28 protein-coding genes are annotated in these 24,789 nt (G+C 36.1%); 19 read left to right on the top strand and 9 right to left on the bottom strand.

Features of this window, described 5'->3' with window-relative positions:
- The first annotated feature begins 174 nt into the window (after window positions 1–174).
- Both J5J03_RS04370 and J5J03_RS04365 read left to right on the top strand, forming a co-directional pair.
- Window positions 175–618 (top strand): hypothetical protein, encoded by a 444-nt coding sequence (locus J5J03_RS04370; RefSeq protein ID WP_407927796.1) that lies wholly within the window; start codon window positions 175–177, stop codon window positions 616–618.
- Window positions 618–1,001 carry a thiol-disulfide oxidoreductase DCC family protein gene (locus J5J03_RS04365; RefSeq protein ID WP_208586424.1) on the top strand — a complete coding sequence of 128 codons (384 nt, stop codon included), beginning with the start codon at window positions 618–620 and terminating at the stop codon, window positions 999–1,001. The genes J5J03_RS04370 and J5J03_RS04365 overlap by 1 nt, the downstream gene beginning before the upstream one ends.
- A 351-nt stretch (window positions 1,002–1,352) precedes the next feature.
- Here J5J03_RS04365 and J5J03_RS04360 read toward each other — a convergent pair whose 3' ends face one another.
- Window positions 1,353–1,721 (bottom strand): hypothetical protein, encoded by a 369-nt coding sequence (locus J5J03_RS04360; RefSeq protein ID WP_208586422.1) that lies wholly within the window; start codon window positions 1,719–1,721, stop codon window positions 1,353–1,355.
- Between the two features lie 137 nt (window positions 1,722–1,858).
- Here J5J03_RS04360 and J5J03_RS04355 point away from each other — a divergent pair, with 137 nt between their 5' ends.
- Window positions 1,859–2,095, top strand: coding sequence for a hypothetical protein (locus tag J5J03_RS04355; RefSeq protein ID WP_208586420.1), 237 nt, complete (start codon window positions 1,859–1,861; stop codon window positions 2,093–2,095).
- A gap of 55 nt (window positions 2,096–2,150) precedes the next feature.
- A complete protein-coding gene (locus tag J5J03_RS04350; protein ID WP_208586418.1) occupies window positions 2,151–2,870 on the top strand; it encodes a lipoprotein in 720 nt (239 codons plus the stop codon).
- A 137-nt stretch (window positions 2,871–3,007) separates the two neighbouring features.
- On the opposite strand, the gene J5J03_RS04345 is transcribed toward J5J03_RS04350, so the two are convergent.
- Window positions 3,008–3,991 carry an NAD(P)/FAD-dependent oxidoreductase gene (locus tag J5J03_RS04345; protein WP_208586416.1) on the bottom strand — a complete coding sequence of 328 codons (984 nt, stop codon included), beginning with the start codon at window positions 3,989–3,991 and terminating at the stop codon, window positions 3,008–3,010.
- 281 nt (window positions 3,992–4,272) lie between these two features.
- Between J5J03_RS04345 and J5J03_RS04340 the strand changes: the two genes are divergently transcribed.
- From J5J03_RS04340 to J5J03_RS04330, 3 genes are all read left to right on the top strand, one after another.
- Window positions 4,273–5,490 carry an NAD(P)/FAD-dependent oxidoreductase gene (locus J5J03_RS04340; RefSeq protein WP_208586414.1) on the top strand — a complete coding sequence of 406 codons (1,218 nt, stop codon included), beginning with the start codon at window positions 4,273–4,275 and terminating at the stop codon, window positions 5,488–5,490.
- A 402-nt stretch (window positions 5,491–5,892) separates the two neighbouring features.
- Window positions 5,893–6,204: a YuiB family protein gene (locus J5J03_RS04335; protein WP_208586411.1), complete on the top strand. Its 312-nt coding sequence runs from the start codon at window positions 5,893–5,895 to the stop codon at window positions 6,202–6,204.
- 67 nt (window positions 6,205–6,271) lie between these two features.
- A complete protein-coding gene (locus J5J03_RS04330) occupies window positions 6,272–6,955 on the top strand; it encodes a 3D domain-containing protein (RefSeq protein ID WP_208586409.1) in 684 nt (227 codons plus the stop codon).
- A gap of 91 nt (window positions 6,956–7,046) precedes the next feature.
- On the opposite strand, the gene J5J03_RS04325 is transcribed toward J5J03_RS04330, so the two are convergent.
- Window positions 7,047–7,520, bottom strand: coding sequence for a divergent PAP2 family protein (locus J5J03_RS04325; RefSeq protein ID WP_208586407.1), 474 nt, complete (start codon window positions 7,518–7,520; stop codon window positions 7,047–7,049).
- 287 nt (window positions 7,521–7,807) lie between these two features.
- Window positions 7,808–8,515 (bottom strand): purine-nucleoside phosphorylase, encoded by a 708-nt coding sequence (gene deoD / locus J5J03_RS04320; protein WP_208586405.1) that lies wholly within the window; start codon window positions 8,513–8,515, stop codon window positions 7,808–7,810.
- 239 nt (window positions 8,516–8,754) lie between these two features.
- On the opposite strand from deoD, the gene J5J03_RS04315 reads away from it, so the two are divergent.
- The 3 genes from J5J03_RS04315 to J5J03_RS04305 all read left to right on the top strand — a co-directional run bounded on the left by J5J03_RS04315 (window position 8,755) and on the right by J5J03_RS04305 (window position 9,916).
- Window positions 8,755–9,018, top strand: coding sequence for a phosphocarrier protein HPr (locus tag J5J03_RS04315; RefSeq protein WP_208586439.1), 264 nt, complete (start codon window positions 8,755–8,757; stop codon window positions 9,016–9,018).
- A gap of 89 nt (window positions 9,019–9,107) precedes the next feature.
- Window positions 9,108–9,275: a hypothetical protein gene (locus J5J03_RS04310; protein ID WP_208586403.1), complete on the top strand. Its 168-nt coding sequence runs from the start codon at window positions 9,108–9,110 to the stop codon at window positions 9,273–9,275.
- 59 nt (window positions 9,276–9,334) lie between these two features.
- Window positions 9,335–9,916 (top strand): superoxide dismutase family protein, encoded by a 582-nt coding sequence (locus tag J5J03_RS04305; protein ID WP_208586401.1) that lies wholly within the window; start codon window positions 9,335–9,337, stop codon window positions 9,914–9,916.
- 32 nt (window positions 9,917–9,948) lie between these two features.
- On the opposite strand, the gene J5J03_RS04300 is transcribed toward J5J03_RS04305, so the two are convergent.
- Window positions 9,949–11,118 carry a MalY/PatB family protein gene (locus J5J03_RS04300; protein ID WP_208586399.1) on the bottom strand — a complete coding sequence of 390 codons (1,170 nt, stop codon included), beginning with the start codon at window positions 11,116–11,118 and terminating at the stop codon, window positions 9,949–9,951.
- A 73-nt stretch (window positions 11,119–11,191) separates the two neighbouring features.
- Window positions 11,192–12,010, bottom strand: a complete 819-nt coding sequence (locus J5J03_RS04295; RefSeq protein ID WP_208586397.1) for an alpha/beta fold hydrolase — start codon at window positions 12,008–12,010, stop codon at window positions 11,192–11,194.
- A 605-nt stretch (window positions 12,011–12,615) separates the two neighbouring features.
- Between J5J03_RS04295 and yugI the strand changes: the two genes are divergently transcribed.
- From yugI to J5J03_RS04280, 3 genes are all read left to right on the top strand, one after another.
- Entirely contained in the window at window positions 12,616–12,966 is a 351-nt protein-coding gene (gene yugI, locus J5J03_RS04290; RefSeq protein ID WP_208586395.1) for a S1 domain-containing post-transcriptional regulator GSP13, read from the top strand.
- A 184-nt stretch (window positions 12,967–13,150) separates the two neighbouring features.
- Window positions 13,151–14,497, top strand: a complete 1,347-nt coding sequence (locus tag J5J03_RS04285) for a glucose-6-phosphate isomerase (protein WP_208586393.1) — start codon at window positions 13,151–13,153, stop codon at window positions 14,495–14,497.
- Window positions 14,498–14,644: 147 nt separating this feature from the next.
- A complete protein-coding gene (locus tag J5J03_RS04280) occupies window positions 14,645–15,058 on the top strand; it encodes a YugN family protein (RefSeq protein WP_208586391.1) in 414 nt (137 codons plus the stop codon).
- Between the two features lie 616 nt (window positions 15,059–15,674).
- On the opposite strand, the gene J5J03_RS04275 is transcribed toward J5J03_RS04280, so the two are convergent.
- Complete coding sequence (locus tag J5J03_RS04275) at window positions 15,675–16,694, bottom strand: potassium channel family protein (RefSeq protein ID WP_208586389.1); 1,020 nt, start codon at window positions 16,692–16,694, stop codon at window positions 15,675–15,677.
- A 71-nt stretch (window positions 16,695–16,765) separates the two neighbouring features.
- Here J5J03_RS04275 and J5J03_RS04270 point away from each other — a divergent pair, with 71 nt between their 5' ends.
- Both J5J03_RS04270 and J5J03_RS04265 read left to right on the top strand, forming a co-directional pair.
- On the top strand, window positions 16,766–17,824 hold the full coding sequence (locus J5J03_RS04270; RefSeq protein ID WP_208586386.1) for a M20/M25/M40 family metallo-hydrolase: 1,059 nt from the start codon (window positions 16,766–16,768) through the stop codon (window positions 17,822–17,824).
- Between the two features lie 66 nt (window positions 17,825–17,890).
- A complete protein-coding gene (locus J5J03_RS04265) occupies window positions 17,891–18,469 on the top strand; it encodes an ECF transporter S component (protein ID WP_208586384.1) in 579 nt (192 codons plus the stop codon).
- A gap of 29 nt (window positions 18,470–18,498) precedes the next feature.
- Here the strand turns inward: J5J03_RS04265 and J5J03_RS04260 are convergent, their stop codons facing one another.
- A complete protein-coding gene (locus J5J03_RS04260) occupies window positions 18,499–18,879 on the bottom strand; it encodes a PaaI family thioesterase (protein ID WP_208586374.1) in 381 nt (126 codons plus the stop codon).
- Between the two features lie 15 nt (window positions 18,880–18,894).
- The gene (locus J5J03_RS04255; protein WP_208586372.1) at window positions 18,895–19,827 is read right to left on the bottom strand and encodes a 1,4-dihydroxy-2-naphthoate polyprenyltransferase; all 933 of its coding nucleotides are present in this window, start codon (window positions 19,825–19,827) and stop codon (window positions 18,895–18,897) included.
- 232 nt (window positions 19,828–20,059) lie between these two features.
- Here J5J03_RS04255 and J5J03_RS04250 point away from each other — a divergent pair, with 232 nt between their 5' ends.
- From J5J03_RS04250 to menB, 4 genes are read left to right on the top strand one after another with little or no spacing between them, the layout of a single operon-like run.
- Window positions 20,060–21,445, top strand: coding sequence for an isochorismate synthase (locus tag J5J03_RS04250; RefSeq protein ID WP_208586370.1), 1,386 nt, complete (start codon window positions 20,060–20,062; stop codon window positions 21,443–21,445).
- Between the two features lie 2 nt (window positions 21,446–21,447).
- Window positions 21,448–23,190 carry a 2-succinyl-5-enolpyruvyl-6-hydroxy-3-cyclohexene-1-carboxylic-acid synthase gene (gene menD / locus J5J03_RS04245; protein WP_208586368.1) on the top strand — a complete coding sequence of 581 codons (1,743 nt, stop codon included), beginning with the start codon at window positions 21,448–21,450 and terminating at the stop codon, window positions 23,188–23,190.
- Complete coding sequence (gene menH / locus J5J03_RS04240; protein ID WP_208586366.1) at window positions 23,180–23,992, top strand: 2-succinyl-6-hydroxy-2,4-cyclohexadiene-1-carboxylate synthase; 813 nt, start codon at window positions 23,180–23,182, stop codon at window positions 23,990–23,992. The genes menD and menH overlap by 11 nt, the downstream gene beginning before the upstream one ends.
- The gene (gene menB / locus J5J03_RS04235; protein WP_231710598.1) at window positions 23,970–24,788 is read left to right on the top strand and encodes a 1,4-dihydroxy-2-naphthoyl-CoA synthase; all 819 of its coding nucleotides are present in this window, start codon (window positions 23,970–23,972) and stop codon (window positions 24,786–24,788) included. Before menH ends, menB begins: the two co-directional genes overlap by 23 nt.
- The last annotated feature ends 1 nt before the right edge of the window (window position 24,789 follow it).

Genomic DNA, 24,789 nt, shown 5'->3' with positions numbered 1-24,789 from the left:
ACATTCGAATTCATGGATCTCTAAATTATTTAACACCTACTGAATACAAGTTGATGAACCTTTAAAAAATTGTCCGATTTAGTGTTGACATACCATAATACAGCTTACTTTTCTGTATATAAAATAAAAAAAATGACATCAACTAAGAAGTTATTGCACAATATGTTGCTTTTTATGATACTAATACAAGTATGTATTCTTTATTTCTTTTCAGGTTTTTTTAAGGCTCAAGGAGAGATGTGGTATCATGGAACAGCCTTATATTATATTTTAAACTTAGATTCCTTCAGTATGAATTATTTTGAAAGTTTCAGATCCTTTATATTAAACTCCCCATTTTTATTAACTTTAGGAGCTTATTTAGCTATATTTACACAATTATTTTTTCCTTTTTTTGTTTTCAATAAATATACTCGGTATTTAATTTTATTTGGATCAATCCTTTTTCACTTTAGTATTATTATTTTTATGGGATTAGTTCAGTTTGGTGTTATTATGATTGCGTTAGACTTACAATTTATAAGTGATAGAGAGTATAAAGGTGTTCTGAAATTTATTAAAGGAAAAGTTTATAAGTTAGAAAATACCAATATTCAAGGAGAGGAGAAGGGAGCTTAATGGTGATTTTAGTTTATGATGGAGAATGTAATTTTTGTAGTAAATTTATAAAATTCCTTTTAAAAATCAACAAAAATAGTTCTTTACGAGTTACTAGTTTTAATAGTAAATGGTACAATGAATTTACTATTAAAAATGGAATTAAAGATAATGTGGATAGCATAATTTTAATTAATTCTAATAGAATGTATGTATATTCAGACGCAATACTCCACGTAATAGTTCAAGCAAATAAATTATTTATTCCATTGTTTATATTAAAAATAATACCTAAACCTATAAGGGATTTTTTTTATAAAATAGTTGCTAAGTACAGAAAAAAATTGAGTAAACCAATTAAATGTAGTTTACCAAGTCAAAATGAGCGTAAATATTTTCTGTGAAGAAAGGAAGTCTTTATGAATTCTAAATTATTTCTTGTTTTAATAATTATTTTGTCTCTAAATAGCATTCGATATTTATTTGAATACATTAATGATTTAACAAACCTATATTATATAATTATGTTTCTTCTAAATATTATAGCAATTTGCATTGTGTTATTTTCTAAAACTAACAAAAAAAACAATTAAAAGACAGAGTTAAAGTTTGAACATATTATCTATACCCATAACTCATATGTGGTGGTTTCTTCTTTTTCTGAACATATTACGCTATAATTCGACAAGAAAGGAAGAGTGTCTCCTTCCTTTCAGCAAGTTTAGTCCTTATCTGTTAACGTTATACGGTAAGGACTAAACTTTCATCATTGCTCCTTCCATCAACTCCTCTAAAATGTTTAACACCTTCTTCCGTATAGCCGGATTAAAATAATTCCGTTTTTCCTCTTTGTGTTTAGCGTAAAATGTATATTCTGTGAACTGATCATCTTTATCAGTCTGCAACACCTTAAGATTATTCCGGTGCATTTGTTGCTTCAACTCACGTCTTTCCTCAATAGCTTTCTTTTCGATTGATTCCAGCAACTTAATATAAGGCTCATTTATTTTAAAGATGTGGTTGTTTCTTAATGTATCTAGATCCTTCTGAATCACTTCAATAGCCATGCTTAAAAATAAATACCTGCTAGCAATTTTGAATTCTTCGTCAGTTATATACCTCAACATATTCACCTCATAACAGGAACGTTTGTTCTTATCATACATCCAAATAATAAGATTATGCAAATTGTATTTTTATGAAGGATTTTTGTTTATTTTGTCGAAAATATTATTATTAATAATATTAATGGGGGATATTTATGATGAATAGTGATAAGGAGCGCCGTTTTAAAATTCGTACTTTTTACGATGTAGACATGCGTCAAAGAGCTATACATATATTGGACAGAACTAACGGTCATACTTTCCTTTATTATGAAGATGAAGTGGAAGATTTAATAAGAAATGAATCGTTACATTTATTAGGAAAGTACTTAAAAAGAAGATTTCATTTAATTAGAAATGGAGCATATGACAAAGCACCTACACAAAAGTAGGTGTTTTTTCTCATGGAAATGTTGTAGAATAATGGAAGAAAGGGGAGAGGTTAATTTGAAGAAATACATATTATTTTTGTTATTGTTGTTTGTGGTGGCTGGTTGTAGCAGTAATAATTTAATCCAAGAAGATTTTGAAAAAGATACAAATCAAATATTAGAATTGTTAGATACTGCTCATGGTGAAAACAGATCATTGAACGAAGAAGAAGATGAATTATTTAATGATTATATGGATAAGTACATAGTTGGTGAATACATGTCTAATGAAGACGCTATGTATGAGATGAACGGATTAGAAAAAGAAATAGTACGAAAACTAAGAAGTATGACTTTATACACTGACGAATCAGACAATTTAGAAAGCGAAAAGGGTTATTATGAAGCAGATAAAGAATTAGTTTTGGAATACTTACAAGCTAAAAGTGTACCAGATGAACTAAAAGATAAGCATCCAACGTATGAAACATATGACGGGTTGCACCCAAAATTCGTGGAAGATGCAAGAGTATTATTTGACGAATTTGACCCATTGGTTAATGGCGAAACTAATGAATTTTATAGTGAGCAAGTGGAGGATTTAGATGATTTTTTGATAAATTATGCCGGAGAAGGATTTGAAGTAGACGGAAAACACTATTTAACAAACGAAGATATGAATGAGATAAATACTGCGTTGACGTTTTTGCAAATGGATATAGAGGAAGGTAGTTTACAACCTGATATTCAGCGTTTGTTTAACGAAGCAAAAGAAACAATAGCACCTACCGAATAAGTAGGTGCTTAAAATATATGTGATACTATAAATGATACAGTTTTAACCTAAAAATAGTTTTATTCTAATTTTCACCAAACACCTTAAATGCTGTTATATAGGCGTTTTATTGTATTTTTATAATTATGTTTTTACCCTTAAAACATACTCGTTGAATGTTTAGGCTGAATTCTCGCCTTTGGATCCATATAAGCTTTTGCATTGTTAACGGCAGTCGGTCCTTCACCAAAGCCAGCAGCAATTAAATTTACTTTACCAGGATACGTACAAATATCACCCGCAGCATAGATGCCAGGGACATTTGTTTCCATTTTTGAATTAACTACAATGCTGTTCTTGTCAATTTCTAATCCCCAATTTTTAATCGGTCCTAAGGATGAAATAAAACCATAATTCACTAGTACATGGTCTACATCTACTACGACTTCGTTGTCACCTTTCACTTCTTTTAAGCGGACTTGATCTATTTTGTCTTGTCCAATCAGACTTTCTGGAACATACGGTGTTAAAATATTCACATTAGAATTCATTAAGTTCTCCACGCTTGCCTCATGTGCACGGAATGAATCTCTTCTGTGTACTAATGTCACTTCTTTTGCAATGGGTTCTAACATAAGAGCCCAATCAACGGCTGAATCGCCTCCACCGAATAATACAACACGCTGGTCACGGAATTTATCCATATTATCCACGAAATAATGAAGGTTTTTATCTTCAAAATGCTCTGCATTATTAATCGATAATTTTCTTGGTTGAAAAGCACCATTTCCACCTGTAATAATGATTACTTTAGAGAGATGTTCTTCTGTCGGTGTAGTAATTCGGAAGGTTTCATCCTCTAAACGCTCGACTTTCTCAACGGATTGATTTAAAACAATTTCCGGTTCAAATAAATCCGTTTGTTCTTTCAAGTTATCGACGAGTTCTTGCGCACGAACCTTCGGAAAGCCGGCTATATCATAAATATATTTTTCTGGATATAATGCGCTTAGCTGTCCGCCGATTTGTGGTAAACTCTCGATGATTTTTACAGAAGATTGCCTTAAGCCACCGTAAAAAGCTGTAAACAATCCAACAGGTCCTGCTCCAATAATGGTTATATCATAAACTTCCTTTGACATATTAGATTCCCCCTAATACTTACATCAATGCCTTATATTTTAACATAACAGCATCAATCATGTCATTTTTACAATATTGTAATTGAATATTTGTAAATTGTGCCAAATTCAGAAAGGGGGGTTAAAAAATTCACAAAATTAAAATCAAGGGTTGAAAAATGTCGTAAAAAGGTCTAACATATACTATGGACTAATTATTAAGACATATGTATTATTACGTGATAGTACGTGAAATACATCACGAATAGTTACAAAAAAATACTTAAATGGATGTGAGAAAGATGAACAGACCAAAAATTGTCATTTTGGGAGCTGGCTATGGTGGGTTAACGACAGTAGCCAAGCTACAAAAAAAACTAGGTGTGAATGATGCACACATTACGCTTGTAAACAAGCATGACTATCACTATGAGTCAACTTGGTTACATGAAGCTGCAGCAGGTACATTACATCATGACCGCAGTCGTGTGAAAATTTCTGACCTAATTAACTCAGCAAAGGTTAATTTTGTGCAAGATATGGTAACAGCACTTAAGCCTGATGAGAAGAAAGTAGAATTGCAAGATGGTGACGTATTAGAGTATGACTATTTAGTAGTTGCTTTAGGTTTTGAAGCTGCTACATTTGGAATTCCAGGTTTATTGGATAATGCGTTTACGATTGGAAGCATTAATAAAGCGCGTCAGATTCGTGAACATATTGATTACCAATTTGCAACGTATAATAATGAAGCTGAACCTAAGCAAGAACGTTTAAACATTGTTGTCGGTGGTGGTGGCTTCACCGGAATTGAGTTTGTTGGGGAATTAGCAAACCGTATTCCGGAATTATGTGAAGAATATGATATTGACCGTAGTAAAGTTCGTCTAATGGTTGTAGAAGGAATGGACTCTATTATGCCTGGCTTTGATCCGGAATTAATTGAATATGCCATGAATTCTCTTGAAGCTCGAGGTGTTGAATTCAAACTAGGTGCCATGTTGAAAGAAGTTCGTGCAGATGGGATTACGATCGAGCAAAACGGTGAAAAAGAAGATATTCCAACCATGACAACTGTCTGGGCAGCTGGAGTTCGTGCAAATCACCTAGTAGAAGAATCTGCATTAGAAGACAACCGTGGTAAAGTAGAAGTAACACCTGAATTACGTGCACCTTCACATGAAGATGTCTTCGTAGTTGGAGATTGTGCATTAGTCTGGAACAAAGAAATTGAACGTCCATACCCACCAACTGCTCAAATTGCTATGCAACAAGCAGAGGTATGTGCACACAATTTAATCGCACTTGTAAAAGGTGGCGAGTTAGAACCATTTGAATTTATTAACCGAGGAACTGTGTGTTCACTTGGTGACAAAGATGCAATGGGATCTATCTTCGGTGGCAAGAAGATCTTCGGTTGGACTGCTTCTTTCATGAAGAAAGTAATCGATAACCGTGCACTATTCAAAATCGGCGGTATAGGATTAGTGTTGAAAAAAGGTAAATTTAACATCTTTTAATATCACAAACCAAAGCAGAGGATTGGGTCCTCTGCTTTTTAAATGCAAGCTGTAGATGCCTACACGGACATTTAGTGCGTTATTTAACGCAATAACGCCTATTTATCGGTGTTAGCGGACATTTAATCTCTTATTCGGTTCCTTGCGGTGAAAATTAGCTTTATTTTCAATGAATAGCGGAATAGATGTCCGCTGGCACTCTAAAAATGCCTTTTTTGTCACAAATAACGGAACAAATGTCCACCACAGTCCTAAATGCTTTATTTATTACAAATAAATGAACTTTATTGCACAAGTTCCCATGGCAGTATAAAATAAGAAGAGTTATTGATTTTGATTACGGTGCTTAACGTGCCCCGATGATCATAGTCTCACTTTATATGAACGAAGAGGAGTATACGAATGATTCAACTTTTTATCTCTGTTCTTTTATTTTTTGTTTTATTTTTTGGGATTAGCTTTATTCTTAACATGATTTTACGTCAGACATGGCTAATGGCCTTCGTTTTTCCGATCATTGTTATATTCATTGTTGATACTTTTCCTTTTTCTACATACTTCACTGACCCAGGTCATGCATTTCCAACACTGTGGAATGAGTTAATTACCTTAAGTGTACAAGATGCGATTATATTATCATCTGGTTTTATTGGCACAATAGTTGCTGGGATCGTGATTAAGTTTCTTAGAAAAAACGGTTATCAAATGTTCTAATAGAACCAAATGTATATTTCTTGTTGTTAGTGGAAAAGATTACACCTAAGAGAGGTGTGATCTTTTTATGTTTATATGGAAAATTTTCAAAAGTCTATTGATGATTATTCTGTTGTTTGGGGCATTAATGTCTAGTTTCACTATAGTATCTAATGTATCAGCACAAGAAATGTTTAATAGCTTAACAGAGGAAACAAATGATTCACTTGATATAGGTTATCAGCAAGATCGAGAAATTCTAAACAAAAAGAAATACGTCAAACATCGTACCAATCGCGTCACATACATTTCAAGTGAAGAAATAACAGAGCCATCTACCCTGGAAGAAACGTTGGATTTAAGTCAATATGAGAAACATAATGTCGTAGCCACTGGGTATACAGCAGGTGTGGAATCTACTGGGAAAACGCCAGATCATCCCGCTTATGGTGTGACATATTCTGGGGTTAAAGTTACTAGAGATTTGTATTCTACAATTGCTGCGGATTTAGATGTTTATCCGATTGGTACGATATTGTATATTCCTGATTACGGCTATGGTATTGTAGCGGATAAGGGTGGTGCAATCAAAGGAAATAAGATTGATTTATATTATCCGACAGTGAATGATGTGTATGAAAAATGGGGCAAAAAAGAGGTAGATGTATATGTGATTGAATATGGAACTGGAGAATTAAACGAAGAAGTATTGGCATCGTTAAATAATACAGAATCATTACAAGTATTTAGACATCAATATAAGGCAGAATAAAAAAATGTAGGGGCTTACTAAATAAAGATTAATAGTATCATGACAAAAAACAGCCATTGCGGCTGTTTTTTTGTTAGTTATAAGCCTTTTTTTAAAATAGCGGGTAAAGTAAGAAAGCTAAAAGGATTCCAGTTACTCCACCGAAGAACACTTCAATAGGTTGATGTCCGAGTAGTTCTTTTAATTCTTTTTGTTTCTCATATTCCCCTTTTTTAGACCATCCTTTTGCTTCGGAGACAAAATGGTGAAAGTCTTTAACAAGTGTGTTTATCAAAATGGCCTGTTCTCCTGCTTGTCTGCGAATGCCTGTCGCATCAAACATTATAATAATAGCCAGTACACAAGATACCGCAAAAAGGCCGGATGATACGCCGTGTTCAATACCAATTCCGGTGGTAACTGCTGTAACAGCAGCTGAATGACTACTCGGCATTCCACCTGTACTAAATGTTAGGCCAGGTTTGAATTCTTTTGTAGCGATAAAATGTAGGGGAACTTTAATGATTTGGGCAAAAGTAATGGCAATGATAGCTGCCCAAAGTGGAAAGTTTTCGAAAAGCTCCAATTAGAACATCCTCTCTGTCTCTTAGGTGGATATAATGATTTCATGAGTAGTATACGACTTATGATATGTATCTACTGACCAATTTCTTTACATTATAGCATAGCTTTAACGTCTTTAGTATGGATTACACATCAATTAACAAGCTTTTAATATAAGAAAAGCTTAGTGCGCCTATTTAGAAACAAAGTGACTTCAGAAGCAACTGAGTTAGACAGGTACACAGATTTTAGCTATTTTTACCTATTAAAAAAGATGAGAACGAACTGAAGCTCTCATCTTTTTGGATCTTATTTAATTGCAGCATCCAAAGATACTTCAATCATGTCGTTAAATGTTGTTTGACGCGCTTCTGCGGTAGTTTCTTCACCAGTAATAATATGATCGGAAACGGTCAGTACAGATAAGGCATTACGGTTGTGTTTAGCTGCCAAGGTATACAATGCAGTTGTTTCCATTTCAATAGCTAATACATTATATTGATCAAGTAATTCCAGTAATTCCTTCATATTATCACGATAAAAACTATCGCTCGTGAACACATTCCCAACTCTGAGGGAAAGTCCTTTTTCCACACCTGTGTCATATGCTTTTTTCAGTAAATCAAAATCAGCGGTTGGCGCGTAATCAATACCACCAAATACCATTCTGTTCATTTGCGAATCTGTGGAAGATGTACTTGCTAGTATAACATCTCTTACTTGTACATCTTTTTGAACGGCTCCGCATGTACCGACACGGATTAAATTTTGCACATCATAACTTTGAATTAATTCATTCACATAGATGGAAATAGACGGTACGCCCATTCCTGTACCTTGAACAGAGATGTCTTTTCCCTTATATGTACCCGTATAGCCGTACATCCCACGAACTTCATTATAACAAGTGACATTCTCTAAGAAATTTTCTGCTATATATTTAGCACGCAATGGATCTCCAGGAAGTAAGATTGTATCTGCAATATCACCTTTTTTTGCTCCAATATGTACACTCATGAATAAGCCCTCCTTCTAGGCAAGATGTTATACTTAGAAAATATCATAATAAAAATCGAAATACAAATGGGACCCTTCCGGTATAAAATGGTATCCCTTTCATGGATTAAGGAAATTTTTCTTTTTTAGTTTCTTAATTTGCTTTTATCGTATATAATAGTTTTAGTTAGTTATTTCACAAGTTTGGGCAATTAGTTGACTCTTGAAAGATGAACGAGTGATGAGGAGGAGTTATGGTTATGAAAGAACAATCATTTAGTATTCAAAGTGACACGGGTATTCACGCAAGACCAGCTACTTTATTAGTAAATAAAGCTGGGCAATATGAATCACATGTGGAATTACATTATAATGGTAAGACAGTAAATTTAAAATCCATCATGGGTGTTATGTCACTAGGTGTACCTAAAGGAGCAGAAATTCGTATTACAGTTGATGGTAATGATGAAGATCAGGCTCTAGAAGGAATTGCAGAAACTATTGAAGAACATTTAGGAAAATAAAGTAAAAAAAGCTAGTTAAATAACTAGCTTTTTTTATGTTATAATAAGATCTTAATTAGTAATTCTTTATAAAAGGGAAGTGATGTACGATGATGGAATTTCTTTATTTCCCAGAAGATAAATCGTTATATATTCCAGCTGTCATTAGTTTACTGGTATTTGTAATCGGTGCTTTTGTTGCGATGCATTTCATTAAGAAAGCATCTCGAAAAGAAGAAGAGAAATGGAAACAAAAATATGACGATTTAAAAGATTGATTAAGTTTACTTCTCGTTGTCCATAATAGTTAGTGGATAAGTAAAGAGGAGTAGATGATATGAAAAGGTATGTACTTTGTTTCTGTTTAGCTGTGCTCCTGTTCCTTGCAAGCTGTCAGGCAGAAGATCGCTCTCCGTTAGAAGTCCGGCTGTATAATGCGGATAATGATGCTGTGGGAACTGCTACGTTCAAAGAACAGGAAGATATGGTATCTGTACAAATTAAGGTGGAAGGCTTGGAACAAGGGCTACATGGCGTACATATTCACGAATATGCTAAATGTGAAGGCCCGGATTTTCAATCTGCCGGCAATCATTTTAATCCAGAAGGAAAGGAACATGGACTCATGCATCCGGATGGTGCTCACCTAGGTGATATGCCTAATCTAGAAGTAGAGGCAGACGGAACGGCAGATGTAGAACTGGAGCTTCCAAGCGCAACATTAATGGACGGAGATAAGTCCTTATTAAGAGAAGATGGTACATCCATTATCATTCATGAGGGACAGGATGATGGCGTTTCACAACCTGCAGGTGATGCAGGTGACCGCATTGTTTGTGGTGTGATCTCACTAGAAGAAGCGACCGATGATGAGCAACCGACTGATCCAACTGAATCTAATAAAGAAGAAGAGGAGTAAGCATTCAATCGCTTACTCTTCTTTGACATTTTCTAAGCATGATCCAATGCATTTTTAATTCTGGTAGTACCTTCTTTTACTATATCTAGAGGACATGCGATATTCATTCGCATAAAACCTGTACCTTCTTCGCCAAATGAGGCTCCGTCGTTTAAACCAACTTGAGCTTCTTTTTGTAAGAACTCTTTAAGCTCATCTTGTGAAAGCTCAAGTTTACTGAAATCAAGCCATATTAAATATGTACCCTCTGGACGGAATACATTCACTTTAGGGTGATTGGCAAAGGTGTTAGCTACATAATCAATATTGGTTTGTAATTGTTCGAGTAATTGCTCGAGCCATTCTCGACCATTATTATAGGCCGCATCTAAAGCAGTAATTCCCATTGTATTTAAGATATGCATTCCTTGTTTATGAAAGGTCTTTTCTAATGCATCTCTTTTTTGTTTATCAGCTACGATTGCATAAGAGACTTGCAGACCTGCCAAATTAAATGTTTTGGTTGGTGACATGCAAGTGATGATCTGCTCTTCCATTTCCTGATCGATATTAGCGATAGGTATATGTTTATTTGGTTGATAAACAAGGTCAGCGTGGATTTCGTCGGCAAAAATCATCACATCATATTTTTTACATAGTGCAACGATTTTTTCTAATTCTGCTTGCGTCCACACACGCCCAACCGGATTATGCGGATTGCAGAGAATAAAAACTGTTACCCCTTGTTGTAATTTCGTTTCAAAGTCTTCGAAATCAATTTCATATCTATCTTCCTGAACCATCAGTGGATTTGTCACTAATTCACGGTCATGATTTTTTACAATATCATAAAAAGGAGGATATACAGGTGTTTGAATTAACACTTTATCCCCTTTGTTTGTGAAGGTTTGAATAGCCATATATAAAGTGGCAATCACACCTGGGCTGTACAAGATCGAAGCACTTTTTACTTTCCAATCGTGTTTGTACTCGAGCCAATCGGTAATCGTATTTTGTAGCGCATTATCTGTATAGGTATAGCCGAATACACCGTGTTGTGCGCGCTCGGTTAATGCGTCTTTAACAGCAGGTGGAACTTCAAAGTCCATATCTGCTACCCACATTGGTAAGACATCTTCTGATCCATAAAGGGATTTGACCAGATCCCACTTAACCGCTCTTGTATTTCGTCTCTCAATTTTTTTATCAAAAGAAAATGTCATAATGTTTTTAGCACTCCCTTAATAACGTTTCTAGTTATTCCACTTCAATCATACCGTCCACCCAAAGAAAAGTCTAATACTCGATTTGTGAATTTGCCTGTCTAACCATTTTTGCAATATGGTGAGCACTTTCTTCCGGGAGAAGGTGACCGGTTTTGTCTAAAGTTGTTAATGTTGCGTTTGGGAGATATTTTATAAGCTCATATCCAATTTCGTATGGGATTATTTCATCGTTTTTTCCCCATATAATATTAGTAGGGCTCTCAATAGTTGTGAGTTCTTCTTCAGATAAATCCCCTTGGTGATCGTTTAAGATTTTGATAATACATGGATATATTTTTTTGTCTAGAAAAGGTTTTTTATAGTGTTCCAGCATTTCATCTGTGATGATATGATCCTGATAAATCGAATGTCTGAGCATTTCATAAACTCCTTTTCGTTTTAATAATCTTCTGGCAATAAAAGGAGAAAACGGATTATGACAGATTGCTTTAGCAAACAATGGGGAATGCCTCATAAAACTACAAGGTGCTAACAAATATAATCGGTCGATATGATCAGGATACTTGTAAGCAAATCGTAAAGAAATTTGTCCACCCATTGAATGACCGAGAAAAATCGCTTTATCAATGGATTGGTCTTTCATTATGTATTGGACCGCATCTGCCATATGGTCATAGGAAAATAAACATGCGTTGGACTTTTCGCTTTCTCCGAAGGGAGGGATGTCGATGGACATAATTTGAAAGTTTTCTTGTAACAATGGAATTAATTTTCGAAAGGAATATGTTGAAGCTAAGAAACCATGCAGCATGATAATAGTTGGCTTTAGCGAATGTTTATAAAAAGTGAAGCTGATAATGTGACCTTTATACGGGATAGTACTTCTCATATGATGTAACCTCACTTAAACATGATTAAGTAAACACAATCTTTCATATCCAATAACTACTGTGAATTGGTAAATCTTTGTTTGGGTTTATGTTTCTGCCATTATAATTTGAAGTAGGTGCTATTATTCCGCTCCGACAAAATACTGTGCTTGTATTATATGTACGAGAAACGATAACATTTGACATGTAATCCCTTATTCGGTTGCTTTCGGTATAAATTTAGCGGCGTTTTCGATGAATAGTGAATAGGTGTCCTTCGGGCTAAAAAACGCCACTTTTGTCACAAATAGTGGAACAAATGTCTGAGTATCAAAGCCCTCATTACAATACGTTATTTTGTATGTGTTTTTCCTTTTATATAAAAAATAAGCAAAGCGACGGATCGCTTTGCTATCCAGGGGGAATACGAGAAAGTCTTACATATATATAAATTGCCCATTTCTATATTTATTAAACCTTTTTTATGAAAAAAAATCATTTTTTCCCCAGTTTTTAGCTCAACTGATTAAGCTTTCTTTTGCTATTTTTATTCTAAGTATGCTAACATTACTTATTGTTTATAGAGTCATTAATTGGTAAGAAAATGCTTAGAGGAGTTGGAAGTATGTCAGATAACTATCAAATAGGAGACGTGGTGGAAGGAGTAATCACAGGTGTTCAACCTTATGGGGCATTCGTTTCTCTTGATGAGGACGTACAAGGTTTAGTTCATATATCTGAAGTCACAAATGGATTTGTCAAAGATATTACAGATCATGTCAAAGAAGGAGATAAGGTAACTGTTAAAATAATTGAAGTTGATGAAGCGGAGAATAAGTATGCATTATCAATCCGTGCACTTCAGCCGGATAGACAAGGGGATCGCAATGCAAATTCAATTGCTGAAAAAGAAGGAGAACACGGATTTAATACACTGAAGGACAAGCTAAAAGAATGGATCAAACAATCCGAATAAGTTTTTGCCCGCTTTTAGAAAAGAAGCGGGTATTTTACATTCAGTAGCTTGAATGTTCTAAGCCTATCAGAAATTTTTCCTAAATTCAGAACCTTTTATTAATTCTCTTGTTTCATTGCTTGATTTAGTAAGCAGGATTCGGTACATTTAAATAGTGAGAATAATTATTGGAGGTTACAAAAACATGACACATGTACGCTTTGATTACGAGAAAGCACTAGCCTTTTTCGGGGAACACGAATTAGAATATCTGAAAGAACCGGTAAAATTAGCACATGAAATGGTACATAACAAGACAGGTGCAGGGAATGACTTTCTGGGTTGGGTAGATCTTCCAACTGACTATGATAAAGAAGAATTTTCCCGTATTAAGAAAGCAGCTGAAAAAATCAAATCAGATTCTGATGTGCTATTAGTTGTAGGTATTGGAGGTTCTTACTTAGGTGCACGTGCAGCAATCGAAATGCTGAATCATTCTTTCTATAATGAATTAGCGAAAGAACAACGTAAGACTCCACAAGTTTTCTTTGTTGGTAATAGCATTAGCGCTCCTTATATCAATGATTTATTTGATGTGTTAAAGGATAAAGATGTATCTGTCAATGTTATTTCCAAAAGTGGAACAACGACAGAACCAGCAATCGCCTTCCGCATTTTCCGTAAGTTCCTTGAGGGGAAATACGGTGTAGAAGAAGCGAAAAAACGTATTTATGCTACAACGGATAAAGCAAAAGGTGCCCTAAAAACACTAGCGAATGAAGAAGGATACGAAAGCTTCGTTATTCCAGATGATGTTGGTGGACGTTACTCTGTTCTTACAGCAGTAGGGTTATTACCAATTGCGGTAAGTGGAGTAGATATTGATGAAATGATGCAAGGTGCGCAAAAAGCTCAAGAAGAATTAAGTGAAGCAGACCTAGCGAAAAACCCTGCTTATCAATATGCAGCCGTTCGTAATGTCCTTTACAATAAAGGGAAAACAATTGAAATGCTTATTAATTACGAGCCAGCACTTCAATACTTCTCTGAATGGTGGAAACAGCTTTATGGTGAAAGTGAAGGGAAAGATTTCAAAGGAATTTATCCATCTTCTGCTAACTTCTCGACAGACCTTCACTCCTTAGGTCAGTATGTACAAGAAGGTCGCCGTGACATTTTTGAAACAGTACTTCATGTAGAAGAACCAAAATCAAATATCACGATTGAAAAAGAAGATCAAGATTTAGATGGATTAAACTATTTGGCTGGTGAAACACTGGACTTTGTTAATGAAAAAGCATTTCAGGGTACACTACTGGCACATACGGATGGTGAAGTACCAAACTTACTTGTGCATCTACCTAAATTAGATGCGTACACATTTGGATATGTAGTTTATTTCTTCGAAAAAGCATGTGCAATTAGTGGATACTTACTAGGAGTGAATCCATTTGATCAGCCCGGTGTAGAAGCGTATAAGAAAAATATGTTTGCCTTACTGGGTAAGCCAGGTTTTGAAGAAGAAAAAGCAAAATTAGAAAAACGCCTTTAAGTAAAAAAGGTCTGACCTAAGATAAATAGGACAGGCCTTTTTAAATGCAAAAAACTTGAACTTTACTCGGTTAGATCTGAGCAACAAACATGCTTTACATATTTTGCTATGATGAGGGGCACCCTAATCGAAAAAGGGGTGAATGTGTTGTACGAATTAGATTCAAAAATTGAGAATAATGTGTATTCCTATCAGCAAGTAAAAGCAATCCTTGAAAAAGAAGGATATGCATTAGGTGGGGCCTGGGATTATGATCATGGCTATTTTGATTATAAATTAGCTAATGATGGCGGTTATCATTTTTTACGTATTCCCTTTCAATCTGAAAGAGGAGAGATCGAACAGGATGCGGCTGTAATTAGAATGGGGAAGCCGTATATATTAACACATCGTTACCAGGATGATGTGGACGCCTATGCAGAGAGTAGTGTGATACAAGCTGCTTTTAATCAATTTCAAGCTCCGACAGAAAAAGACGGCGATATTCCATCCAATTATATTGAAAAAGGGAAAGTCGTATTGCAAAACTTGGAAGTGTTACTCGCGCAAATTTCGGATTGAAAATGATCGACAATCTACTTAGCCCATTTCGAAAAAGAAGAAATGGGTTTTTTATTATCAGACAAGAAAGTATAAAATCAGTGCAATGACTGCGTTAAGCCAAGTAGTTATTTTGAAATGTTTGATGTATATTGGCAACGCTCCGACTAATTACTTCGCTTTCCGCGGGCACGGCCACAACTAACTTTGCAAAGAAGAACACTTTGCAAAGTGGATTTTCGGCTCGCGCTATTCCCGCAGGAGTCTTCGTAATTAGTCTCCGCTATGAGAAGGTGCAACCATTCTTGTCATAAGTAATAGGTTGACTTTTTTTTAATGGACCGCTATCTGTGAGTATAAAAGCAGCTATGTTACTTCATGCTAGCGTTGTAGAACCTGATAATAGCGAAGGCCGCCCACTTCAACTCCTGTTGGAATTGTTTGACCTGAAGATCCACTTTTTTGAGTGGGTTTTTGCTCAAAAAAAGTTAGCTGAAGGACAAACCCGACGGAAAGGGAAGTGGGCAGCCGGAGTGGTGGTTAAGCTGTTCAATTATTTGATAATGGATACTAGAGAAATGGTAAATCCTTAGCTTTTAGTCATAAGGGCTGAGCGTTTTTTGCTCAGTTTTTGGTATTATTCAACTTGTTTTCGGTTTTGTTCTAATGGCTTTAAAAATATGAGAGAATCCCCTTTTTTTGTACGTAAGGAAAAGGCAGGATGCAAGATCATTTCCTCTTCTCTAAATAGGCCAATCAACCATTTTCTATCTGTTAAAAAATGTTGGGCACAGAAATAAAAATCTTTATCAATCAAATCTTCGTCAACTAATTCTGAGCAAAATTGTTGTTCTTCCAAAGTTTTTGCTATAATTTCTGTAACTTGAGGATCGGTTTGGAAAAGTGATTGATAAAATAAGGAACTCATGAAATTATTTGAACGGACTATTACATCAGCACCTGCCCGAATTGCATTTTTCCGCTGCATTTCGGTTAAAATTTCGGAAATGATACGAATGGAAGCATTATTGCCACGTGCTGCGATAATACTTAAAATCGTTTGCCGGTCAGCTTGTTCTTCCGTTAAATTAGGATCTGAGGTAATAACAATATATTTTGCTTGTTCAATATTAGCTTTTTGTAATATTTTATCTGAAGTAGGCTCACCTTTGATATAATGTATGTGGTGATCCTGATAAGATAGCTTATTTAAAGAATGGTCAATCAACACCGCTTCTGTATCAAGATTATGAGCTTCAAACATGTCAATTAATTGTTTAGTCCGCTCATTCCAACCTATAATAATGGTGTGGTTTGTACCTTTATAAGCAGTTTTTCCTTCTGATAAATCTTGTTCGAATTTGATTGTCCCTGCAGACAAGGTAGCCATGTAAAAGGTAACGAAACCACCCCCAGCTAAGATTAGCAGGATGGCTATGATTTTACCGACTGTACTAAGTGGTACATAATCGCCATATCCAACTGTTGATCCTGTGACTATCGCCCACCAAATTCCGTCAAACAAGGAAGGGAAGTGATCAGGTTCGATTAAATGGATAAGCGATCCGAACATTATCATTAGAATCGATATACTTAATAATAGCCTTACAATAATGGGAAGATGGAAGTAAAATTGTACACATTTATGCCAAAACATGTGATCACCTTTTTTAAATATAGTCTAAACAAGTTTAAGTACCTTATTCTTACTTAGGAGGAATGTTTATAATGGAAAAAGAAAGAATAACCTTTTTACAAGAGTTATTACACACACCATCTCCGTCCAGTATGGAAATGGAGATTCAGAAAAAATGGATGAAATACGTGGAGCCTTTTGTTGATGAAATACGTACTGACCATGCTGGTAATGTTATTGCGGTAAGGAATGAAGATGTAGATTTTCATTTGCTTTTAGCTGGTCATTGTGACGAGATTGCCTTTGTTGTTAACCGAATTGATGAAAATGGATTTGTCTTTGTTGATAAAATGGGTGGTATTAATCCAAAGGCAGCAATTGGCATGAAAGTGGAAATTATCGGAGAAGTAAACCATGTACCAGGCGTGATTGGTGTAAATGCTCAACACCACGGAGGAATAAAAGGTGATTTTGATGTAGATGAGCTATTTATCGATTGTGGAGCAATGGATAAATCGGAAATCGAAGCAGATATTCAAATAGGGGATTTGGTCGTATACCGACGTCAATCAGAAATATTAAAAAACCGCTATGTTTCGGGGAGAGGTCTTGATAATCGTACAGGAGCTTTTATTGTGGCTGAAGTGATGAGAAGACTAGCGGATAAAGATATTAATATAGGGGTTTATGGTGTGAGTACAGTGAATGAAGAAACAAACATGGGCGGTGCGTATTTTGCAGCAGCTGGCCTTGAACCTGATGCTGCCTTAGCAATTGATGTAACCTTCGCTACGGACTATCCATCTGTTGATAAACGAAAGCATGGTGATATTCGCTTAGATGGTGGCCCTGTATTGGCAAAAGGAGCACCTATCAATCGTAAATTAAATCAATTGTTAGAAAAAAATGCGAAAACATTAGATATCGATGTGCAATATGAATTAACACCAAGACATACTGGAACAGATGCTGATAAGATGCGTTTAACTGGTAAAGGTGTACCGATCAGTTTAGTTTCGCTTCCATTACGGTATATGCATTCACCTGTCGAGATGGCGAGTATTAAGGATATCGAGGAAGAAATATCTTTACTGGTAGAAATGATCGCTAATATGACAGGAAAGGAAAGTTTAAATCCGCTGGATAATTAAAAATTGTTGACACAATTTGTTTAAACCCATAGGATTAAATTATTATGTTGATGGGGGGCAAACATTGTGAATTCATCATCTGCCCAAACAAGTAATCTCTATCGTTTAATCGTGATTTCGATTATGGGTACGATTTCGGTATTATTAATGTTTTTGAATTTCCCTTTACCATTTCCTTTCATTCCAGCCTATTTGCGAATAGATGTAAGTGATATTCCAGCGTTAATTGCAGGGATTATTTTTTCACCAGTTGCTGCAGTAGTGGTTGTAGCCATCAAAAATATACTGTATGTACTTGTAACGGCTATTTCTGATCCTATTGGTGCACTGGCCAATTTCTTTGCCGGAATGTTTTATGTGGTACCGGTTAGTTTTATGTATATGAAATACCGTTCGATGAAAAGCGTGCTAATCGGTTTAGGAATCGGCACATTGCTGATGACCATTGGTTTAAGCCTTTTAAACTACTTCTTATTTATTCCGGCATACAGTTGGTTTATGGGGTGGGAAGAAATGTCCGAAAGTGTAAAGCGAAACACAGTACTAGTTGGTATCTTACCATTTAACCTGATAAAAGGGATAATAGTAGGAGCCGCTTTTGCATTAATCTTCACCAAACTTCAAAACTGGATAAAGAAGAAATGAAAAATCGAGCGCAGTGGCTCGATTTTTTTCTACTTATTATTAATAACTCCTAACGTACAACGCGAAATTGCAATTAATTCCTCGTTTTCATCCATCACCTGGATATTCCATACCATTGTACGTTTACCTATATGAATTGGAGTTGCTTTTGCCATAATAACGCCGGCTTTTTTCGCTCTTAAATGGTTGCAATTAATTTCAATACCAACAATCGCTTGAGAATTAGTATCAACATGCTCCATGCCACCGATACTTGCTGCTGTTTCTGCCAAAGCAACGGTTGCACCTCCGTGTAGAAAGCCCATGGGTTGCTTGACACTTCCAGTAATCGGCATCTCAACAGCAACAAGATTTTTTGATTGTTCTTTAATTTCCATTTGTAATGCTTCCATTAAGGTGTTGTTATGCATCAGTATACCCCCAAGTTACAATGGCAGTGGCATCAGAATTTGTAATAATAAGGATATTCCGATCAATGCCCCATATATTGTATTGGTTTGAGCTGTAGCGACCATGGCGGGTATCATTCCAACATTTGTTGTATTCGCTTGGAATGTACGGACAGCTTTTCTTGCTTTTGCTATACTTAATAAACTAATAATACTATAAATAGGTAGTAGTCCGGAGATAATATAAGCGGCTGTCAATGCATAACTAAGCAACATTAAACTAGATAAGAGAAAAATTGCACGATTCCTGCCGATCAATATAGCAATCGTTTTTCGACCATTCTCTTTGTCACCATCCAAGTCACGAATATTGTTGGCTAGCAGAATACAGCCAATAAAAATAGCGATCGGGATAGAAATAACGATTACTTGCCATGTGATAGTTAATGTTTGAATAAAATAGCTAATTCCGATAATCACTGTACCCATTAACAATCCAGAAAAAACCTCTCCGAATGGTGTATAGGCAATTGGCATCGGTCCGCCCGTATATAGATACCCGACTAGCATACATAAGCTACCGATTAGTGCGATCCACCAGCTCGATGTCAAACAAATGTATACCCCTAATAAGATGGATACTCCGAAAAAGATAAAAGCTAATCTTTTTACGACAATCGGTTTTATACCGTCTCTGACGATGGTTCCGCCTATACCGACAGAGTTTTCGTTGTCCAAGCCTCTTACAAAATCATAATACTCGTTAAACATGTTAGTTGCTGCTTGGATCAACATGGCTGCTATTAACATGGCCATAAATAACAGTGGTCGGAAACTATTATCTAATACCGCTAACATCGTTCCGACAAACACAGGGATGAAAGAAGCGGTCAATGTATGTGGTCTCAGTAATCTCCACCATATATGAAATCCAGGCTTCTCATTTAAATGGTTTGCTTTTGTTTCCATTGTAAGAAATCTCCTTGATAAAAATTAAGTAACATTATAAGTTTAGTGAATACTTATATATGTGTCAAACTATTGTCATAAACAATTTCCATCACCAATGTTAAGTTTTTTGTTATACTATTAAAGGGTATATAAGCTAAAGAAGACATTATTATCTTTAAAAATAGTGCAAATTATACTATAATAAATAGCGTTTATGAAAAAATGCCCTATTATATTGGAGGGTTTATCCATGATCGAAACAAAGGAAATAAAGATAGATGGTGTTTTACACTCAGCACAAAAACAATCTATAGATAAATCAGCACCAACCTTTGTTAGTATTACAGAACGAATAGAAGGACTCGATCCTATTGATTTCTTTCAAACTGGAAAATCGGTGGGGGAAGATCGAGTTTTTTGGCAGAGTGCAGACCAAAAAACTACATTTGTTGGAGTTGGCGAGGCATTGCTTTTTCATGATCAAGATGTTTCTTATCAAGAATTGAAAGACAATTGGAAACAAGTATTGCAAAACAGTTGGATTGTTAATCCTTTTGATCAATATAAGACAGGCCCAATTGTTTTTGGCGGTTTTCCGTTTGATACGGATGAAAAGGCTGAAGAATTATGGAAATCGTTCAATGGCAGTCAATTTCGGGTACCTACCTTTTTACTAACGATTGACAATGAGCAATCATTTTTGACGACAACAGCTTATGTAGAGCAAGGAAGTAATGTTGATCAATTAGCAGCAGAACTAATAACGAGAAAGAATCAGTTATTATATGCGACAAAACCAACATTCCAGGAGAACGACATCGTATTAAAGCATGAAGTAGATCCTGTTCACTGGAAAAAGCTTGTAAAACAAGCAACCACTACTATTGATTCAAAAAATGTAGACAAAATTGTTTTAGCAAGAGAATTGCAAATTGAATTTGGTGATTCGTGTGATATTGGACAAGTGGTTGATCGATTACGAAAAACGCAGGAGAACAGTTTTATTTTTGTTTGGGAAAAAGAGTCTGTATGTTTTATTGGTGCAACACCTGAGCGTTTAGTTAAGGTAGATCAGCAACAACTGTTTTCTACATGTCTTGCTGGAACTGCACCAAGAGGTAAAACGAAAGATGAAGATAATCAATTGGGACAGCAATTATTACATGACCAGAAAAACCGTAATGAGCACAAAATTGTAGTAGATATGATTAAGGATGCGGTTTGTTCTTTTGCTAAATATGTGGAAATACCTGATCAACCAATTTTGTATCCCCTAAAAAATCTACAGCATTTATTTACGCCTGTTAAAGCGGAATTAGATCAAGGCTATACATTATTGGATGTAGTTGAAAAACTTCACCCAACACCGGCATTATGTGGTTTTCCAAGAGAAGGCTCGTTAGACTTTATTCGTAAATTTGAACAGTTGGAACGTGGCTGGTATGGTGCTCCAATTGGTTGGTTTGATCAGTATTTTGATGGAGAATTTGCAGTGGCAATTCGATCTGCACTTGTTTCTGGAGACAAAGCTTCGTTATTTGCCGGTTGTGGAGTTGTCCAAGATTCAGACCCAGACATAGAGTATCAGGAAACAAATATTAAATTTACTCCAATGTTACAGGCGTTGGGAGGATAATGATGAGTCATATGGAATCTTTAACAACATATGTTGGTCATTTCGTTGACCAGCTTTACCAAAGTGGTGTGCGTAATATTGTTATTTCTCCGGGATCACGCTCAACACCGTTATCTCTCACCTTTGCAGAGTACAATCTATTTAATATTTGGGTCGATATAGATGAACGTTCTGCAGGATTTTTTGCAACAGGGATTGCTAAGCAAACTAAGAAAGCTGTCGTACTAGTTTGTTCTTCTGGTACGGCTGCTGCTAATTATTATCCGGCCATTATTGAAGCTGCATATAGTCGCATTCCTTTAATTGTTCTGACAGCGGATCGCCCACATGAATTACGTGATGTTGGTGCACCACAAGCAATAGATCAAATTAAGCTCTACGGAGACTATGTGAAATGGTTTCACGAAATGGCTTTGCCAGAAGCAACTGCTAACATGCTTCAGTATGCACGAAATCATGCTGATCGAGCAGTACATACTTCGCAATATCAAGTGAAAGGACCCGTTCATTTAAATTTTCCTTTCCGTGAACCATTAATTCCTGATTTCAGTTTAGATAATGTCTGGGGGGATGGAGCTGTCATTACGCAGCATTTTCCATTTGAAGAGACGCAGATGTCTGTCTCTGTGTTAAAGGACATCGAGCGGCAGTTACAAGGGAGAAAACGTGGAATCATTATTTGCGGTCCACATGACTATCCTGATCTAGCGGATAAAGTATTAGACTTAGCGAAAAAATGGCAATTACCTGTATTTGCTGATCCACTTTCATCTTTAAGGCATTTGGATGGGGGAAATGTTGTAGTAGAAAGCTATGACAGTATCTTGAAATCGAAAAAAATAAGGGAATTCATTCATGTAGATTTTATCGTTCGTTTTGGTGCAATGCCTGTTTCGAAACCTGTTTTACAACTTTTGCAGGAAAATGATATCGAGCAATTTATTATCGATGAAGATGTAACATTTCGCAATCCATCGATCAAGAGTGCACATTATATATATGGACAACCAGCAGATATTGCGAAACAACTAACAAGTCTTTCACTATCATTTGATCGTGAGTGGTTATTAATATGGCAACAATTAAATGAGTCAGCAAAAAAAGTACTGATTCAAGAGCAACAAACTTTAACTGAAGGTTTGGCAGTTCGTGGCATCCAAACGGTTATCCCTGATGAAAGTATCTTATTTGTCGGTAATAGTATGCCAATTCGAGATGTGGACACATTTTGGTTGGCAACAGATAAAATGATAAACATTCAGGCGAACCGTGGTGCCAACGGTATCGATGGCATTCTATCAACGGCACTTGGCATGGCGACTAGTGGAAAGCGTGTTACGTTATTGATCGGTGATATTTCCTTTTTGCATAGCATGAATGGTTTATTACTGACGAAACATTACTCTCTCGATTTGACCATTGTGTTAATCAACAATCAAGGTGGAGGCATCTTTTCTTTCTTACCACAAGCGAAAGAAGGAAGTCCTCATTATGAAATGTTATTTGGTACACCACAGACCGTTGAATTCGAAAAGATAGCAGCACTTTATAATCTTAATATTACGGCAGTCGATGAATGGCCAGCTTATCTACATGCCCTAGAAGCAAGCTATAAACAGAAGGGTGTATCGCTAATCGAAGTGAAAACAGATCGAAATGAAAATGTAATCTGGCACCAACGAAAATGGCAAGAGATTGAAAAGCTTACGATCGCTATTTTAGAGGAACATCGCGATGTATATTGATAACTATTGGGTAGAACGCTATGGTGACGGTCAGCCTGTCGTGTTATTACACGGTTTTACAGGTTCTTCACAAACATGGCAATCACTGCGTCCTATTTTTCCTAACCAACAGTTGATCGTCATTGATTTGCCTGGGCATGGTCGTTCAACCGCTACAGTGGAGTCAATGGATGACTGTTGTAAGGACCTTTATCGTGTTTTTAGTGAAATGGGTCTCGAGCTGTTTGACCTTGTTGGGTATTCTATGGGAGGGAGGACAGCTTTATCATTTGCCTGTCAATATCCTGAAATGGTAAGAACATTAACGTTGGAAAGTGCTTCACCGGGATTAGCTACAAAAAAAGAGCGTGAAGCAAGACAACAAAAAGATCAAGAGCTTGCTGACTATATTGCCAGTCACTCACTCGAAGCATTTGTGAATAAATGGGAGAATACCCCGCTATTCGCTTCCCAAAAACAATTATCTTTTGAATTACGAGAAAGAATTCGCGCTGAGCGATTATCACAAGCAAAAGAAGGCTTAGTACATTCGTTATTGACGATGGGGACAGGTATGATGCCCCCGCTATGGAATCAACTTGATCAACTGAGAATGCCAGTACTCTTAATAGTGGGAGAATGGGATCAGAAGTTTGTTGAGATCAATAAAAAGATGGGGAAATGGATTCCGAATAGTCGCTTGAAAATTATGGAGCAGGCTGGACATGCAATTCATGTGGAACAATCCAAAATTTTTGGTACAATAATAAAGGAATTTATTTTAGAGGAGGGTCATTCAAATGATAGTAGAATGGATAAGTGAACGTGCCTATGAAGATATTTTATATGAAACATATAATGGTATTGCCAAAATAACGATTAACCGCCCGGAGGTACGAAACGCATTTCGTCCGCAGACGGTGAACGAATTAATTGATGCTTTTACATATGCGCGTGATGATTCCAATGTAGGGGTAATCGTGCTAGCAGGAGCAGGAGACAAAGCATTCTGTTCCGGAGGAGACCAAAAAGTTCGTGGGCATGGCGGTTATGTTGGTGAAGACGAGATTCCACGTCTTAATGTTTTAGACTTACAACGTTTAATCCGTGTTATTCCAAAACCGGTTGTCGCAATGGTTTCAGGTTATGCAATTGGTGGCGGTCATGTATTACATGTTGTCTGTGACTTAACAATTGCTGCAGATAACGCGATTTTTGGACAAACAGGACCAAAAGTAGGAAGCTTTGATGCGGGTTATGGAGCAGGATTATTGGCACGTATTGTTGGTCATAAGAAAGCTCGCGAAATTTGGTATCTATGCCGTCAATATAATGCACAAGAAGCATTGGATATGGGCTTAGTTAATACGGTAGTACCACTTGAAAAATTAGAAGAAGAAACCATTCAATGGTGTGAAGAAATGTTGGAGAAATCACCAACTGCCCTTCGTTTCCTAAAAGCATCGTTCAACGCAGACACAGATGGACTAGCTGGTCTACAACAAATGGGCGGAGATGCAACATTGCTTTATTATACAACAGAGGAAGCAAAAGAAGGCCGCGATGCGTTCAAAGAAAAACGTAAACCGGACTTCAAACAATTCCCACGTTTCCCATAAG

The sequence above is a fragment of the Gracilibacillus suaedae genome (assembly GCF_017599345.1).
Taxonomy (GTDB): domain Bacteria; phylum Bacillota; class Bacilli; order Bacillales; family Amphibacillaceae; genus Gracilibacillus; species Gracilibacillus suaedae.
This window is presented reverse-complemented; position numbering and strand designations above follow the sequence as displayed.

What these genes read in the sequence shown, in the direction of transcription:
- menB (WP_231710598.1), top strand. Translation starts at nt 23,970, where the DNA reads ATGATAGTAGAATGGATAAGTGAACGTGCCTATGAAGATATTTTATAT.
- J5J03_RS04355 (WP_208586420.1), top strand. Translation starts at nt 1,859, where the DNA reads ATGATGAATAGTGATAAGGAGCGCCGTTTTAAAATTCGTACTTTTTAC.
- J5J03_RS04315 (WP_208586439.1), top strand. Translation starts at nt 8,755, where the DNA reads ATGAAAGAACAATCATTTAGTATTCAAAGTGACACGGGTATTCACGCA.
- J5J03_RS04275 (WP_208586389.1), bottom strand. Translation starts at nt 16,694, where the DNA reads ATGTTTTGGCATAAATGTGTACAATTTTACTTCCATCTTCCCATTATT.
- yugI (WP_208586395.1), top strand. Translation starts at nt 12,616, where the DNA reads ATGTCAGATAACTATCAAATAGGAGACGTGGTGGAAGGAGTAATCACA.
- menH (WP_208586366.1), top strand. Translation starts at nt 23,180, where the DNA reads ATGTATATTGATAACTATTGGGTAGAACGCTATGGTGACGGTCAGCCT.
- J5J03_RS04310 (WP_208586403.1), top strand. Translation starts at nt 9,108, where the DNA reads ATGATGGAATTTCTTTATTTCCCAGAAGATAAATCGTTATATATTCCA.
- J5J03_RS04300 (WP_208586399.1), bottom strand. Translation starts at nt 11,118, where the DNA reads ATGACATTTTCTTTTGATAAAAAAATTGAGAGACGAAATACAAGAGCG.
- J5J03_RS04250 (WP_208586370.1), top strand. Translation starts at nt 20,060, where the DNA reads ATGATCGAAACAAAGGAAATAAAGATAGATGGTGTTTTACACTCAGCA.
- J5J03_RS04370 (WP_407927796.1), top strand. Translation starts at nt 175, where the DNA reads ATGATACTAATACAAGTATGTATTCTTTATTTCTTTTCAGGTTTTTTT.
- J5J03_RS04285 (WP_208586393.1), top strand. Translation starts at nt 13,151, where the DNA reads ATGACACATGTACGCTTTGATTACGAGAAAGCACTAGCCTTTTTCGGG.
- menD (WP_208586368.1), top strand. Translation starts at nt 21,448, where the DNA reads ATGAGTCATATGGAATCTTTAACAACATATGTTGGTCATTTCGTTGAC.
- deoD (WP_208586405.1), bottom strand. Translation starts at nt 8,515, where the DNA reads ATGAGTGTACATATTGGAGCAAAAAAAGGTGATATTGCAGATACAATC.
- J5J03_RS04330 (WP_208586409.1), top strand. Translation starts at nt 6,272, where the DNA reads ATGTTTATATGGAAAATTTTCAAAAGTCTATTGATGATTATTCTGTTG.
- J5J03_RS04270 (WP_208586386.1), top strand. Translation starts at nt 16,766, where the DNA reads ATGGAAAAAGAAAGAATAACCTTTTTACAAGAGTTATTACACACACCA.
- J5J03_RS04305 (WP_208586401.1), top strand. Translation starts at nt 9,335, where the DNA reads ATGAAAAGGTATGTACTTTGTTTCTGTTTAGCTGTGCTCCTGTTCCTT.
- J5J03_RS04335 (WP_208586411.1), top strand. Translation starts at nt 5,893, where the DNA reads ATGATTCAACTTTTTATCTCTGTTCTTTTATTTTTTGTTTTATTTTTT.
- J5J03_RS04365 (WP_208586424.1), top strand. Translation starts at nt 618, where the DNA reads ATGGTGATTTTAGTTTATGATGGAGAATGTAATTTTTGTAGTAAATTT.
- J5J03_RS04295 (WP_208586397.1), bottom strand. Translation starts at nt 12,010, where the DNA reads ATGAGAAGTACTATCCCGTATAAAGGTCACATTATCAGCTTCACTTTT.
- J5J03_RS04260 (WP_208586374.1), bottom strand. Translation starts at nt 18,879, where the DNA reads ATGCATAACAACACCTTAATGGAAGCATTACAAATGGAAATTAAAGAA.
- J5J03_RS04345 (WP_208586416.1), bottom strand. Translation starts at nt 3,991, where the DNA reads ATGTCAAAGGAAGTTTATGATATAACCATTATTGGAGCAGGACCTGTT.
- J5J03_RS04340 (WP_208586414.1), top strand. Translation starts at nt 4,273, where the DNA reads ATGAACAGACCAAAAATTGTCATTTTGGGAGCTGGCTATGGTGGGTTA.
- J5J03_RS04255 (WP_208586372.1), bottom strand. Translation starts at nt 19,827, where the DNA reads ATGGAAACAAAAGCAAACCATTTAAATGAGAAGCCTGGATTTCATATA.